Here is a 15,158-nt window from a genome sequence, read left to right as displayed (position 1 = left end):
GGGCGGACCGGCGTCGCTGCTGACGATGCTCCAGTCCGCCACGCGCAGCCCAGCACCGTTCCGACGCCTGTTCGTCGCCCTCCGACACGGTGGAGGAGCAGCTCACGAGCCGGGCCGCCTTCTGCCGCTGCCATCCCTCCGTGGGGTCCGGACCGCCTGCTCCGCTGCTGGCGTCATCCCACGCCGATGCATAAGCCCGGGCTACTTCGCCAAGCGCGACGCCCTGCTCACCCAGGCGGGCTCCCGGGTCTACGGACGGCCCATGGCCTGAGCCCGCGCCGGAAGGGCTCGCCAGGCCTTCCGAGGCGCTTGCGTTCAGCGGGCCGACTGGTCCGGGATCTCCGGACGGCGCGACCCGAGGACGGGGGCCGCGGCCTCCCAGTAGTCAGGGTCGACCGGCCCACGGCGGCGCAGGTCGACCCTGACCTGGTCGGCCAGCCTGCGGGTGTCCCGCCGGTTCACCGCAGCGCCCAGCCCCGCGCCGACCAGCAGCGGCGTCAACGACGGCAGCCGGTGCAGGGTGCCGCGGGCCAGCCGCTTGCGCAGCTTCTGCCGCACCTCCGCGCCGATCGCCACCGCCGCGAGCCCGGCCGGGCCGATCAGCGCGGACGGCTCGATGCCCCGGCGGTTCGCCCAGGCGGCGACGTACTCGGTGCCGCGCTGCGTGGCGCTGCCGACGGCGGGCTGGCCGTAGACCTGGTGCAGTTCGGCGATCAGTTTGACCTCCACCGCCGCGACCGCCAGCGTCTCGGAGGCGATCTCCGCCGCCATCGCGGGCGGCACCGGCAGCATGGCCACCGCGCCGACACTCGCCCCCACGGCGGCCGACGCCCGGCACGCCCCGGCGACCAGCCGGTCGGCCAGGTCCTCGGGCCCGACGGCGTCCGGGTGGTGGGCGCGCAGTGTCGCGAGGTCCCGTACCGGGATGCGCGGCGCCGCCTGCAGCAGCCGCTCGGACAGCAACCGGCCGCCCTCGCCCGCGCCCCTGGCCGCCGCGAGGCCGCCGTGCCCGAGCATCCGCGCCACCGAACGGACCAGCGCGGTGGCCCGCTCAGCCCCTCTGCGCCGGTACCACCGCTCCCGGGCCGCAGGGGGCACCTCCGCCGGAGGTCGCTCCATCTCCTCGGCCAGCGCGGACAGCTCCTCGACCGCCGCGGCCTCGTCGGGCTCCGCCCTCCGCCCCTCCGGCGGTGTTCCGGCCGCTCCGGGGCCTCCGGCCTGCGCCGGGTTCCCGGCCGCCGCGGCCTCGTCGGGCTCGGCCGTCCCCGGCGTCCCGGCGTCCGGCCGGCCGTCGCGCGTGGGCGGACCCGACGGCTCGGCGCCGTCCCGGCCGTGCCGGCGGAACCTGCGGAAGGACGTTCCCATGTCCTCCGCCTACCCGCCCCACCATCCCGGCACGCCTCAGCGGCACCATCCACGCCCCCGCGTACGGGCGCGGCCCCACGATGTGGGCTGCCGGAGCGGCAGCTTCGCGAACGCCTGGCCGATCGGCGGCGCACCCGTGACCCCTCCCCCTGGACGGCAGATGCCAGAATCGGCACAGCGCGGCACCCGGCCCGCGCCCCGGGAGGAGAGAGACGTGGACACCGGCGCAGCCCCGATCGCAGCCATCGACATCGGCGGTACCAAGATCGCTGCGGCGCTGGTCGGCAGTGCCGGCACCCTGCTGACGCGTACTCAACGGCCGACCCCGGCCGCCTCCGACGGGGAGACCGTGCTCGGCGCGGTGCTGGACGCCCTGGACGAGCTGGCCACCGCACCGGGCTGGGCCGAGGTGCGGGCGCTGGGCGTGGGCAGCGCCGGTCCGGTGGACATCGGCCGAGGCACCGTCAGCCCGGTCAACATCCCCGGCTGGCGCGGCTTCCCGATCGTGGAGCGACTGTCAGCCCACCCCGCCGCCAGGGGCCTGCCGGTGGTACTGGCCGGGGACGGCATCGCCATCGCGGCCGCCGAGCACCGTTTCGGCGCGGCGCGACCGTACGACAACGCGCTGTGCATGGTGGTGTCCACCGGTGTCGGCGGAGGCCTGGTCCTGAACGGCGGACTCCACACCGGGCGCACCGGGAACGCGGGTCACATCGGGCACATCACCGTCGACCTCGACGGCGATCCCTGCCCGTGCGGCAGTCGCGGCTGCGTGGAGCAGCTGGCCAGCGGTACGGCCATCGCCCGCTACGCACTGCGCTCGGGCTGGCGCCCGGCCGGCCAGGACACCTCGGCGGTCGCCGTGGCCGCCGCCGCCCGTGCCGGGGATCCCCGCGCGCGGGCCGCGTACGAGCGGGCGGGGCGGGCGCTGGCCGCCGCGATCGCGGCCACGGCGACGCTGGTCGAGATCGAGGCGGTGGTGATCGGCGGCGGGGTGGCCCAGGCCGACGGCCTGCTGTTCGACCCGCTCCGGGCCCACCTGAAGACGTACGCGGCTCTCCCGTTCGCCGCCGGCCTCACGGTGCACCGGGCCCGGCTGGGTACGGACGCCGGCCTGGTCGGCGCGGCGGCGGTGGCGCTGGCCGCCGGAGCCTGAGCGCACGGTGGCGGCCCGGTCCCCGCGGGCCGGGCACCTCCACCCGCCCCGAGCCGCGGGGGTACCCCCGGCCGGAGGCTGGGGGCGGGTACCCCCGGCCGGAGGCTGGGGGCGGCGCGCCGGTGCCGAAAGGGAGGAGCGAGGAAGCGGCCGACGAAGGAGGGAGCGCGGGAGCAGGGGGCACCTCCCAGCCGACAAGGCTGGGGGAGACTGTCGGCGCCGGGCCAGAGCGCCCGGAGGCGAGCGGGCGAGTAACAGCCCCGGGCTCGCGAGACCCTCCGGGGACGCGGCGGACCGCGCGAACGAGCGCGCGCCTCATCGAAGGGGTCGCCAGGTGTCCCGGAGGGTGCAACCCGTGCCGCCGGGTTCAAACGGCCGGACGCCGTTCGCCGCCCGCGCTCCCCCGCTCCCCTCGGGCCGCCGGGCGCCACCCGGCCGCCCCTGGGCGAAGCGATCTCGCGTGGAGCGACGGCACAGCCCCATGGGACGATGACAGGGCTGACTCACTGACCCCCGGACGGTTGCGTGGCCATGCATACCGACGAGCAGGGACCTGGTGCGGCGCCCCACCGCGGCTCCACGGGTGGGGAGCGGACGCACGACGGCCTGCTGACGGTCCCGATCGCCACCGCGCTGGTCGCGGCCGACGGCCGGATCCTGCACTGGAGTCCGGACGCGGAGGTGCTGCTCGGCTACACCGCCGAGGAGGCGATCGGCCGGTACGCCGCCGAGTTGCTGGTCCCCGACGAGCTTCGGCCCGAGGTGCTGGACCTGTTCGACAGCATCCTGAACGGGCGCCCGTGGTCCGGGGTCTTCCCGGTGCGGCACCGCGAGGGCCACCACGTGGTCCTGGAGTTCCGCACCCATCCGATCGCGGGCCCCGAGGGCGGGCCGCTGGTGCTCGCGGTGGCCTCGGACGTGACCGTGCTGCAGCAGCTGCAGGCCGATCTCGCGGTACTGGACGGGTTCTTCAACCAGTCGCCGGTGGGGATGGCGGTGTACGACCGGCAGCTGCGCTTCGTCCGGCTCAACGAGGCGCTGGCCCGGGTGAACGGGGTGTCGGTGGTGGGGCACCTGGGCCGCCGACTGAGCGAGGTGCTGCCGGGGATCAACGGCGCCGAGATCGAGGAGGTGATGCGGCAGGTGCTGGAGGGCGGCGACCCGGTGGTCGATGCCCGCTCGCACGGCCGCACTCCCGCCGACCCGGAACACGACCACGCCTGGTCGGCCTCGTACTTCCGGCTGGAACGGCCGGACGGCGAGGTCCTCGGGGTCAGCTCCACCGTGGTCGATGTGACCGCGCGCTACCGCGCCGAGTCGCGGGCCGCCCGGGCGCAGGAGCGGCTCAGGGCGCTGGTCGAGGCGGGCGAATCGGTCGGCACCACGCTCGATCTGCGGCGCACCGCAAGGGAGTTGGTCGACGCGATGGTGCCCAGGGTGGCGGACGTCGCCTCGGTGTTCGCGCTGGAACGGCTGGTGTCCGGGCCGGAGAAGAACGAGTACGGGACGCCCCGGAAGCACGAGAAGGACGTGCGGCTGGTACGCCGGCTGGCGGTGGGCACCTGCGACCCGTCGTACCCGATCCGGTACCTCCCCACCGAGGCGGTGTACCGCCTCCCGCCCGATTCGCCGTACGAGCGGGCGATGGCCGGCCGCCGTACCGTGGTGATTCCGTCCTCGGAGCTGCCGCTGCTCACCACCGGCATGCCGCCCGACCAGCTGCAGGCCTACCGGGGCAAGCACTCGCAGACGGTCCGGATCACCCCGCTGGTGGCCCGGGGCACGGTGCTGGGCATGGTGGTGTACTCGCGGCGCGGCTCGCACGCCCCGCTGGACGACGAGGACGCCAGGCTCGGCGACGAGCTCGCCGCCCGGGCGGCGGTGTCCATCGACAACGCCCGGCTCTACCAGCGGCAGCACGAGACGGTACTGGCCAGGGCGGAGGCGCTGCGCACCGCGAAGGCGGCCCAGGCACGCCTCGCGCTGGTGAACCGGGCCTCGGCGAAGATCGGCACCACACTCGATCTCGCGCAGACGGCAAGGGAGTTGGCCGAGGTGGCGACCCCCGAGCTGGCCGAGTCGGTGGTGGTGGAGGTGCTGGAGGCGCTGGTGAGCGGCGAGGAGACGGTGACGCCCAGCCCGGGCGACCGTTCGGCGCTGCTGCGCCGGATGGCCTTCCACGCCACACCGGGTTCCCGGCTGAAGCCGATCGCGCAGGTCGGCGACGTACACCTGTTCCCGCCGTCCACGCCGTTCGCCTGGGCGCTGGCGCACCGCCGTCCAGTGCTGATACCGGCACTCGAGGGTGACGCGCTGAGCTGGTTCACCGACGACCCCGAGCGGCTGGCAGCCGCCTCCGCGGAGGGGGTCGGCTCGTGCATGGTGGTGCCGCTGATCGCCAGGGGCTCACCGGTCGGCGTGACCGCCTTCTACCGCCACCGGAGCCAGGCCCGCTACACCGAGGACGACCTGGCGCTGGCCGGGGAGCTGGCCGCCCGCGCGGCGGTGTCGATCGACAACGCCCTGCTCTACAACCGGGAGCGCGAGGCGGCCCGGCTGCGCAAGCAGGCGCTGGACGAGGCGCACGCCGCGCAGCAGCGCCTCGCCCTGCTGAACGAGGCCAGCACCCGGATCGGGACCACCCTGGACGTCCAGCGCACGGCGCACGAGCTGGTCAAGGTGGTGGTGCCGCGGTTCGCCGACTTCACCACGGTCGACCTGCTGGAGTCGGTGCTGGAGGGGGATGAGCCGGACGCGCTGCCGATGGACGGTCCGGTGCTGCTGCGCGCGGTCGCCGTCGGTGAGCTCGGCAAGAACGGCGAGCTGACCGAGGCGGGGACGATGGCCGACAGTTCGGATCCGGTCGGCGGCCTCTCGCAGTCCGCCACGGTGTACGCGCAGAGCCTGCGGACCGGGCGCTCCATCCTGGTGGCCGAGGTGGACGAGGAGGCGCTGCGCCGGATCGTGGCGGCGCCCGAGCGGGTGGTGCCCAGCCTGGCGGCCGGCGTGCACTCGTACATCATGGTGCCGCTGCTGGCCCGGGGGGTGGTGCTGGGCGGGGCGGAGTTCGTCCGGATGGGCAATCCGGAGCCGTTCACCGCCGCGGACGTGGCGCTGGCCGAGGAGCTGGCCGCCCGGGCGGCGGTGTGTATCGACAACGCCCGGCTGTACCGGCGGGAACGGGACACCGCGCTGACCCTGCAGCGCAGTCTGCTGCCGCAGGAGGTGCACCGCTCGCTGGGCCTGGAGATCGCCTACCGGTACCAGCCGAGCAGTGTGATCAGCGAGGTGGGCGGCGACTGGTTCGACGTGGTGCCGCTGTCCGGCGGACGGGTGGCGCTGATCGTCGGCGACGTGATGGGCCACGGCATCCGGGCCGCCGCGACGATGGGCCAACTCCGCACTGTGGCAAGGACACTGATCACCATCGACCTCGATCCCGCCCGGGTGATGCGGCGGCTGGACGACGCCGCGACGGCGATCGGCGAGGGGCAGTTCGCGACCTGCGTCTGCGTGGTCTTCGACCCGCTGGACCGCAGCTGCATCGCGGCCGGAGCCGGGCACCTGCCGCCGGTGGTGGCCGAGGCGCCGGGTTCGGCCCGGCTGCTGGAGCTGCCACCGGGCGCACCGCTCGGGGTCGGCGGGGTGCCGTTCAGCTCCACGCACTTCACCCTGCCCGAGGACGGCATCCTGGTGCTCTACACCGACGGCCTGGTGGAGCGCCGGGGCCAGGACCTGGAAGAGGGCATGGAACTGCTGCGCCGCACGGTGGCCGACCGGCGGCCCACCCTGGAACAGAGCTGCGACGCCGTGGTCACCGCGCTGACCGCGGACACCGTCCAGGGGGACGACATCGCGGTGATCATGGCCCAGGCCCGGCCGGTGGGTGCGGACCGGCTGGCCGTGCTGCCGCTGGTGGGCGATCCGTCGCTGGTCCGCCACGCCCGACGGTTCATCCGCCACACCCTGAGGTCCTGGGGTCTCGCCGCGCTGATCGACCTCGCCGAGCTGCTGACCAGCGAGCTGATCACCAATGCCCTGGTGCACGCCGGGGCGCCGAACGAGGTCCGGGTCTTCCGCAACGCGGTCCTCACGGTGGAGGTCTCCGACATCGACAGCCACGCGCCGAGGATCCACCGGGCGCGGGACTCCGACGAGGGCGGGCGCGGCATACACCTGGTGAACGAACTCGCCCACCGCTGGGGCAGCCGGAGCACCGCCGAGGGCAAGGTCGTCTGGTTCGAGCTGGAGATCCCCCCGGGCGGCCCGCGCTGAGGCCCGCGCGGCACCCGGAGCCAGGGGCCGGCGAGGCACCCGTTCCGAGGCTCGGAGTGCCGGTGTCCGACCTCCCGCACCTCTCCCGCGCCTCTCCCGCGCCGGGGCGCCCGGCTGGATGGTGCTGAACTCCGGGGCGGGTGGCCTGACCTTGCGCGAACTCCTGGAGATCCTCCGGGGGTTGGCCGGCTGCCGGCTGGTCTCCGCCGACGTGGTGGAGGTCGCCCCGGCGTACGACCACTCGGAAGATCCGGCCGGCCCTGGCCGCGCCGGGACCCCGGGTGATCACCGGTCGGATAGCCTCGGCTGGGTACCTCAGCCGGAGGAGAGGAAGAGGGCACATGAACGACCAGCGCGTGCTCGACTGGTCCGAGGCGACCTGGCTCAACCCACCGCTGCGCACCGAGTCCGACGGCCGGGACCTGGTGGTGACCACCCGCGACCGGAGCGACTTCTGGCGCACCACCCACTACGGCTTCGAACGGGACAACGGGCACGCCCTGCTGACCGGGCTGGCGGTCGGCACGGCGGTCGAGGTGACCATCCGGGCCCGGCTGGACCAGCCGTACGACCAGGCCGGCGCCATGGTCCGGGTGGACGAGCAGAACTGGATCAAGACGGGCGTCGAACTGACCGACGGGCTGCCGCACTTGGGCGCCGTGGTCACCCGGGGCCACTCCGACTGGTCGCTCGCCCCCGTCCCCGAGTGGGCCGACCGCCCCGTCACCGTCCGGGTCAGCCGCGGCCGGGACGCGGTGACCATCCGGGCCCGCTGCGGCGGCGAGCCCTGGCGCACGGTCCGGCTGGCCCCGCTGGCCGGACACCTGACGGCCTCCGCCGGTCCCTACTGCTGCTCCCCCGAACGCGAGGGGCTACGGGTGCAGTTCTCGCAGTTCACCGTCGGGCCCGCGGACCGGGCGCTGCACGCCCGCCTCGCCGGCTGACGACGCGCTCGGCGGACGGACGGCCCGTGTCACCCCGTCCGCCGGGCCGGAGCGTCAGCCGCCGGAGGTGGTCCGGTACGGCGATGCGGCGTGCTGGGCGGCGTACAGCAGGGCGGGCCTGAGCTTGGGCCAGAAATAGCCGTCCTGGCAGCTGTAGGGCGGCAGGAAGCCGTCGCAGCCGCGGCCGTCGCTGTCACCGACCTCGATCGTGAAGCTCGCCAGGCCGAGCTTGTCGTAGGTCCAGTCGTCGGTGCCGCCGGCCGCGTCGTAGAGGATCTCACCGGCCTGGCCGTACTGGTAGCCGGTGATCGAACCCATCCGGGCGGCCATCGCGCGAAGTGCGGCGTCGTTCCCGGTGTGCACGGTGTGGTCGTACTCCCACGGGAAGAGGACCATGCCGGCGTCGCTGTGCAGGGTGATCATGACGCCGCGGGTGTCGGCCGGGGCTGGGGCCGAGTCACCGCCGCCGCGCACGGCCGGGTACAGCTCGCGGAAGAGGTTCTCCAGGGCGGAGTTCTCCGTCTCGGAGTCGGAGTTCGGTCCGAGGTAGGTCTCGTCGCACGGCTGGTCCGAGGTGCCGCTGGCACCCCAGTGCGTACCGGCGTTGCGGTTGAGGTCGATGCCGATCTGGCCGTTCCAGTCGCAGGAGCTGCCGTTGGTGTCGTCGGCGTTCTTGCGCTGCAGGTTGGGGTTGTCACCGCCTTGCTGGACGATGTCGACGCCGTCGGGGTTGGCGATCGGCACCACCCACATCTCGGTGGAATCCAGCAGTGCGGTGACGGTGGGGTCCGTCCCGTAACTGCCGGTCAGGTAGTCGATCCAGCGCCAGGAGACCTCGCCGGTGGTGATCTCCCTGGCGTGGATCTGGCTCATCAGGAAGAACCGGGGCTTGGCCGAATTCGGGTCGAGCCGGCAGTCGCCCTGGGTCAGCTTGGTGATGCAGACGGCCTTCAGGTCGTAGCCGCCCGGCTGCCCGTTCTGCTTGCGCCAGGACTGGCCGTAGGTCACCACGGTGGCCAGGCCGGGGTGTGCGGCGATGGTCTGGTCCAGGTGCGCGTACTGGGCGTCGACCGTGCGGTAGCCGCCGTAGTACGTGTCGTTGACGCCGGCCCCGGGGGCCGTCCGCGCGCTGCTGCGCCCACCGGGCAGGGTCCGGTCCACCGACCAGCTGAAGCCGAGCCGGTGCAGGCGCTCCCCGACCGCCGGGTCGCCGAGGACGAACAGGTCTTTGCCCTGGCGCTTCTCCAGGACGTCGAAGCCGCCCGCGAGCAGCTTCTGCGGGTCACCGGCGCCGCGGATGGGGACCCGGTAGACGACGGCCCGGCCCGACGACGGGTCGGCTGAGGCGGTGTCGGCCCGGGACAGGGCGGGCAGCGCGAGTGCGGCGAGCGCTGCCATCGCGCCGGCGGACGCGATCACAAGTCGGTTCCTGCGCATGGGAGTCGGCCCTTCGAGTGGGGGTGAACGGCCCGAGTGCCGACAAGGTACCGCCGAATTCACGTCATGCCCATGCCGACTCGCCTGTCAGAAACACGACTTGACGACTATGCGATGACGCGACCCCTCGCTTCGAGGGGCCGCCCATCCCGCACCACGCCCGGGTCCGGGCCTGACCGGCGCTCGCGGGTCGGCGCTGACAGGCCCCGCCCGGACCGGCGCTCTCGGCCCCCGGCCGGCCGACCCGAGGGCGGCGTCCCGGTCAGTACGGGCGAGCCCGGGACTGCAGCGACTTGGCGAGCTTCGCCGCCTTGGCCCTGGGGAACGTCACATGGTCCGGATCGCCCGCGGAGGTGTAGCGGTCCGCTGGGTTCGCCGCCAGCCTGTCGAGCCAGGTGGTGGAGCCGAAGGCCGCCTCCGGGCCGGTGGCCGCCTCGGAGCGGATCCGGGGGATCGCGGCCGGATCGAACGAGGCATCGAACGGCGAACGGGACGGGTTGGAGCCCACCAGATAGACGCCGTGGTGCTGGTAGCTCACGTTCCCGGCACCGCCCGCCACGGCGAGCGAGCCCGGCTTGGGCATCGCCCCGTAGGGCAGGGCCAGGGACTGCACGGCGGCACCCGGGACCACCGCGGTGATCTCCGCCTGCTCGCTCGCGATCGCCTCCTGCACCGCGGCCGCGTCGAGGGTGGCCAGGTTGGAGTGGTGCAGCGTGTGGTTGCCCACCTCGAAGTTGTGCCGTGTCAGCCAGCCGAGCGCCTTGGCGGTGCCGGTGGTGGAGAAGGCCGACCCGTTGACGAAGAAGGTGGCCCTGGCCCGGAACGCGGGGTGGGCCTTGGCGACGTCCAACAGGATGCCAAGCGCGCTGTCCGGCGCGGGATCCCCTTTTTCGTCCAGCCGGACCTGGCTGTTGGTCGAGTCGTCGAAAGTCAGCACCACCGGATGGGTACCGGCCGGGATGTCGATCCTGCCGCTGGTGAACTCGGCCGCGGTGATGGCCACGTAGTTCTCCCGGGCCAGCCGCTCCAGCTCCGTGCGGAAGTCCGCCGGAGTCCGGTCGTAGACGCTCGCCGGGTGGTCGCTGAGTTGGTGGTACATCAGGACCGGCACCTGGCCCAGTTCGTCGGCTTGGACGGACTCGGGCCGTGGTGGCGCGGACGGGGAGGAGCCGGCCAGGGTCGCCGAGGCGGCGGGGGCGGGGGCGGAACCGCCCTGCGCGTGCCCGGCACACGAGGTGGCGCCCAGCAGGAGGACCGCGGCGGACAGGAACACGGTGGAGCGGCGCATGGGACCTCCAGATCGCGGAATCTGCCCTCAGCCTCACCGCGGACGGAACGGGGCGCGCACCCCGGCGGTCCGAACAGCCCAACGGTTGGCCCTGACGGGGTACGGCGCGGCCGGGCCGGGCACCGGCCGGGTGGCGGAGACCGCCCGGTGCGGATGACACCCGCTCAGCGGAACGGGATCCCGTTCCGTCGGGACGTGATCCCGTGTTGCGAGGTCAAGGACATTGGGGGGAGATATAGGAGGAATCGGTCCATCAGATGACAGGTGGTGCCCCATGTGCCCCTCCTTCGCCAGCGGTGCCGCCCCCAGGAGAAGACTCCTCCGCCGGATCCGCGGACGCCTGCCCCGAGGAAAGCCCCGTCTTCCGCGGTCCCGCAGGAGCCGGCTGGCGCTGACCGCCGGCATAGCCGTGGCCTGCACGGCAGTGGGCGCGTTCGTCCTGGGCACTCTCTCCGCCGGGTTCCACCTGCGAGGCGTCCAGGACCGGCAGTGGCTCAACGCCGCCGCCGCCAAGTCCCTCGATCTGGTCGTCACCGACGACGACGACTCCGAGCTCGACACCCTCGAGGTCTCGCTCGACGGCAGTCCCGTCGCCATGACCAGGCAGGGCGGAGAGCTCCATCTGCGGCCGGCCGCCCTGGCCGACGGGGAGCACCGGCTGTCCGTCCGCGGCGCCGGCCTGCTGCCGTTCGCCAGGACGACGGTGACCCGGACCTTCACCGTCGCCACCGCCGCGCCCGCCCTGCTCCTGGACAAGGTCGCGGCCGGCCGTCCCCACTCCCCCGTGACCGTCCACGGCACGACGAAGAACGCCGCCCGGGTCGAGGTCAACGGCCGGCCGGCACCGGTGGCCGCCGACGGTACGTTCTCGGCGGCCGTGGCCGACCCACCTCCCGTGATCAAGGTCGTCGCCACCGACCGCGCGGGCAACACCACCACCGACGCGGTCCACGTGGGCAGGGCCCACCCGCTGCTCCGCGCGGCGCACCTGACCGCCATCGGCTGGACCTCGGATCCGCTGCGCAACGGGATCCTGGAGCTGATCCAGCAGAAGAAGCTCAACGCGGTGGAACTGGACATCAAGGACGAGAACGGCGAGGTCGGGTACGCCTCCCAGGTGCCGCTGGCCAAGGAGATCGGCTCGGTCAAGGGCTACTACGACGCCCGGGCGACCATAGACGCGCTGCACAAGGCCGGGGCCCAGGTGGTCGGACGCATAGTCGCCTTCCGCGACCCGATCCTCGCCACCGCCTCCTGGCAGAACGGCAACCACGAGCGCGTGGTCCAGACCCCCGGCGGCGGGGCGTACAACGGCGGCAACTACGGCCGGCTCTCCTTCACCAACTTCGCAGACCGCACCGTCCGCGACTACAACCAGGCCCTCGCCACCGAGGCCGCCTCGCTGGGCTTCGACGACATCCTCTACGACTACGTGCGCCGGCCCGACGGCCCGCTGAGCACCATGACCTTCCCCGAGCTCGGCAACACCACCCCGGAGCAGAGCATCGCCGACTTCGTGGCCGAGACCCGGACCAAGCTCGGCGACCGGGGCACCTTCCTCGGTGTGTCCGTCTTCGGGATCGCCGCCACCCGCCCGAAGGAGATCGCCCAGGAGATCGGCGCCCTGGCCCAGCAGGCCGACTACATCGCCCCCATGGTCTACCCTTCGCACTGGGGCCCCGGCGAGTACGACGTGCCCAACCCCAACGCCCAGCCGTACGACATCGTCCACCGCTCCCTGGCCGACTTCGCCAGGAAGACCGCCGGCACCCAGGCCCAGGTGATCCCGTGGCTCCAGGACTTCTCCCTGGGCGTTCACTACGGGCCCAAGGAGGTCACCGACCAGATCCGGGCCGCGGCCGAGAACGGAATGCAGTCGTTCCTGCTCTGGAACGCGGGCGCCCGCTACCAGGGTGACGCGCTCTCCGCGATCCGGTGAACTCCCGCCGGGCAACGGCGATCCCACCTCACCACTCCCCCTCTGGTGCACTCCTGGACCCGTGGCCCCGCACATCCCCCGAGTGCGGGGCCACACCGCACCCGGCCGAGCCCGCCCGGCCTGGAGGACGAGTTCCGCGGTGTGAATCCGGTGGCCTCCGGTGTACCAGCGTCGGCATCGCGGAAGGCTAGGAACTAGGTGCAGCACGGGAGTTGTATCGGCTCGGGGGGAGCGTGCGATGTGACATGCCCTGACGACCTGTGGAACGGCGGCCTCGCCGCACCGCCCGTGGACGACGAGCCAGTGGGTCCCCGCTGACGCCGCTACCGCCGCGGCCGATGTCTGCCCGTCGATGCCGGCCCCGCGATCGACGACCACCAGCCCATCACCGGGTGAGCTGGACAACCCGCAGGAGAGAGGAAGTGATCACGATGTCGTGGAGGGACCACGTCCCGCACCAGCCGACGCCGGACGAGCTCGCACAGGCGGGACCAGCAGACGCCCAGCAGCAACACGACGTCGAGGAGTTCGAGCACCACGAATCCGAGGAGGCGTTCTACGAAATGCCGGCCAGAGCCGCACGGCAGGCCGCTTGAACCACCAGCCCGCCCGGTGTTTGCCGGGCGGGCTCGATCGCTGCTTCCGATTGCCGGGCCAGCCTTCTACGCGGGCCCGGAAGGCGGTGTTCACGCGCTGGACGAGGCGCGCCGGCCCCAGGAGGAGAACCGGGGCCGACGCGCCGAAGCGACGTCACACGGGGGTGCCGGGAATCAGGGCGAAGCCTGAGCCGCAGGCAGCCGCCAGGTTGGACGCGTCGAACGGCGTGGCGGTGATGTCGCACACGGCCTCGTAGATCCTCATGCGGTCCCCCGATCGTCCCGGGCCGGCAGCTCGTCCCGGCTCGGTGCCGGATCGGCCGTCTCCGCCCTGGCCGCCTTTCGCCTACGCCTCTCGGCGCCCAGCCAGCCCACCAATGCGATCAGCCCGCCCACGAGGGCGCCGGAAACCAGCTTGTGCAGTAGGTCGTTCACCAAAGACTCCACTCCCCGATGGCGGCGCGCGCAGGTGATCGCGCGCCGCGAACACGTCAGGCAGGACGGTAGGCAGGACCGATGAAATCGCCGTGAAACGGCGGGATCGCCGTGGCCTGCCATGACCGTGGATCAACGGCGCGGCTGATCGGCGGACTTGGGGGCCTCCCGGACGAGCGCCTGGACCGGCACATCGACGCCCCGGCGCACCGTTGACACCGACGGCCAAGGCAGCCCCTGTTCCCTTGATGCATCGGCATTTACCCAGGTGAGGGACCTGGCGCAGCCACCGGCCGGATATGACCGGCCTGGTGGCCTGTTCCCTGGTCGGTGCCCGGACCAGCATCAATGGCCTCGGCCGCACCGCCGATGCCCGGGAGCCCGGGCCGGAGAACCAGGGAGCCGTCATGCCGACGACCGCAACCGCCGCCCCACCGACAACCGCGCTCACCGGACCGGAGCGTGACGTGCTGTACGCGATCGGCTGCGGCCTGACGGACGCCGAGATCGCCACCGCCCTCGCCGTCCCCGAACACGCCGTGGCCGGACACCTCGGACGGATCCTCGCCACGCTCGGGCTGCGCGACCGGGCGGCCGCCATCGTCCACGCCTTCGACTGCGGACTGGTGACACCCGGTCATGGTCCGCGCGGGCAAGTGGCGGGGCCGGTGCCTCGGACCACCGTCCGCCGGCCGACGGCCCCCGTGCCGGAGCCGTGGCTGCGCATCTGCGTACTCGGCCCGCTCCGGGCCTGGCGCGCCGGGCAGCCCGTGGACCTGGGTCCGGTCCGCCAGCAGGCCGTACTGGCGGCCTTGGCGCTGTGCCCGGACCGGGCGGTCAGCCGGCACGAACTGCTGGACGGGGTGTGGGGGATGGAGCCGCCGCTCGGCAACGTCGTACCGGTCTACATCTACCGGCTGCGCAAGATCCTGCACACCGGGGACCGCCCGGACTGGGTGATCAGGCGCGACCAGTGCGGCTACCGACTCGTCGGCGGCGCGGTCGAGGTGGACGTGGCCCGCATGGAGGAACTCGTCACCGCGGCCGGGGCGGCCGAGCGAGCCTGCGACCTGGCCGAGGCGGTACGCGCCTGCTCCCGCGCACTGGACCTCTTCCGCGGCGAGCCCCTGGCCGGCCTGCCCGGGCCGCTAGCCGAGCTGGAGCGGCTGCGGCTCACCGAACGCAGGATCACCCTGGTGCAGCGGAAGGCCGGATGGCAGCTACGGCTGGGCCGGAACGCCGACGCCATCGCCGAACTGTCCGCCCTGGCCGCGGCGCAACCACTCAACGAACCGGTCGCCGCGCTGTTGATGCGCGCCCTGCACCGCAGCGGACGGCAAGCCGAAGCACTGGCCGTCTTCGACCGCACCCGCCGCCGCCTCGGCGACGACCTGGGAGTGCTCCCCAGCGAGATGCTGCGGCAGACGCACCGGACAGTGCTGCGCGGGGACCGGGGCGCGTGACATGAGCGCCGAACGCACAGCGAAGCGACCGCGACATCCCCAACCTGCTGACCAAGCGCGCACACCAGGCCCCGCCCCAGCTCGCCGCCCAGCACGAGAAGATCGTCCGGCTCCGCGAAGCCGCTGCAGGAACGAGCCGTGTCAGTCGCCGCCGGGACCACGGTGAACAAATAGGCGGAGGACCAGCGGTACCGAAGGCGCCGTGCGCTGTTGTGGGGACGGCGGCCGATCGCAGGGAGCGGTACCGCGACAGAGGCGGG

10 protein-coding genes and 1 pseudogene are annotated in these 15,158 nt (G+C 73.4%); 8 read left to right on the top strand and 3 right to left on the bottom strand.

The window, feature by feature from the left end; translation table 11 throughout:
• On the top strand, positions 1-271 hold a 271-nt coding region (locus tag ACWDAK_RS30100), incomplete at its 5' end, for a hypothetical protein (protein ID WP_449806512.1).
• 44 nt (positions 272-315) lie between these two features.
• Here ACWDAK_RS30100 and ACWDAK_RS30095 read toward each other — a convergent pair.
• Positions 316-1,365, bottom strand: coding sequence for a hypothetical protein (locus tag ACWDAK_RS30095; protein ID WP_344636146.1), 1,050 nt, complete (start codon positions 1,363-1,365; stop codon positions 316-318).
• Between the two features lie 214 nt (positions 1,366-1,579).
• Between ACWDAK_RS30095 and ACWDAK_RS30090 the strand changes: the two genes are divergently transcribed.
• The 4 genes and pseudogenes from ACWDAK_RS30090 to ACWDAK_RS30075 all read left to right on the top strand — a co-directional run bounded on the left by ACWDAK_RS30090 (position 1,580) and on the right by ACWDAK_RS30075 (position 7,740).
• Positions 1,580-2,521 (top strand): ROK family protein, encoded by a 942-nt coding sequence (locus ACWDAK_RS30090; protein ID WP_344636147.1) that lies wholly within the window; start codon positions 1,580-1,582, stop codon positions 2,519-2,521.
• A gap of 531 nt (positions 2,522-3,052) precedes the next feature.
• Positions 3,053-6,796 carry a SpoIIE family protein phosphatase gene (locus ACWDAK_RS30085; protein ID WP_344636192.1) on the top strand — a complete coding sequence of 1,248 codons (3,744 nt, stop codon included), beginning with the start codon at positions 3,053-3,055 and terminating at the stop codon, positions 6,794-6,796.
• Between the two features lie 91 nt (positions 6,797-6,887).
• Positions 6,888-7,043, top strand: a pseudogene (locus tag ACWDAK_RS30080) (arginase family protein); the annotation flags it as partial.
• Positions 7,044-7,137: 94 nt separating this feature from the next.
• Complete coding sequence (locus tag ACWDAK_RS30075) at positions 7,138-7,740, top strand: DUF1349 domain-containing protein (RefSeq protein ID WP_427395358.1); 603 nt, start codon at positions 7,138-7,140, stop codon at positions 7,738-7,740.
• 54 nt (positions 7,741-7,794) lie between these two features.
• Here ACWDAK_RS30075 and ACWDAK_RS30070 read toward each other — a convergent pair whose 3' ends face one another.
• Entirely contained in the window at positions 7,795-9,159 is a 1,365-nt protein-coding gene (locus ACWDAK_RS30070; RefSeq protein ID WP_427395357.1) for a M14 family zinc carboxypeptidase, read from the bottom strand.
• A 280-nt stretch (positions 9,160-9,439) separates the two neighbouring features.
• Complete coding sequence (locus tag ACWDAK_RS30065) at positions 9,440-10,465, bottom strand: polysaccharide deacetylase family protein (RefSeq protein WP_344636150.1); 1,026 nt, start codon at positions 10,463-10,465, stop codon at positions 9,440-9,442.
• Positions 10,466-10,739: 274 nt separating this feature from the next.
• Here ACWDAK_RS30065 and ACWDAK_RS30060 point away from each other — a divergent pair, with 274 nt between their 5' ends.
• From ACWDAK_RS30060 to ACWDAK_RS30050, 3 genes are all read left to right on the top strand, one after another.
• On the top strand, positions 10,740-12,404 hold the full coding sequence (locus ACWDAK_RS30060; protein ID WP_427395356.1) for a putative glycoside hydrolase: 1,665 nt from the start codon (positions 10,740-10,742) through the stop codon (positions 12,402-12,404).
• Positions 12,405-12,835: 431 nt separating this feature from the next.
• Entirely contained in the window at positions 12,836-13,000 is a 165-nt protein-coding gene (locus tag ACWDAK_RS30055) for a hypothetical protein (protein WP_344636152.1), read from the top strand.
• An 842-nt stretch (positions 13,001-13,842) separates the two neighbouring features.
• Positions 13,843-14,898, top strand: coding sequence for a BTAD domain-containing putative transcriptional regulator (locus ACWDAK_RS30050; protein ID WP_427395355.1), 1,056 nt, complete (start codon positions 13,843-13,845; stop codon positions 14,896-14,898).
• Positions 14,899-15,158 lie beyond the last annotated feature (260 nt).

The sequence above is a fragment of the Kitasatospora sp. NPDC001175 genome, from assembly GCF_053598215.1.
The sequence above is the reverse complement of the archived record's forward strand: the minus strand, read 5'-3'. Positions and strand labels throughout refer to the sequence as shown.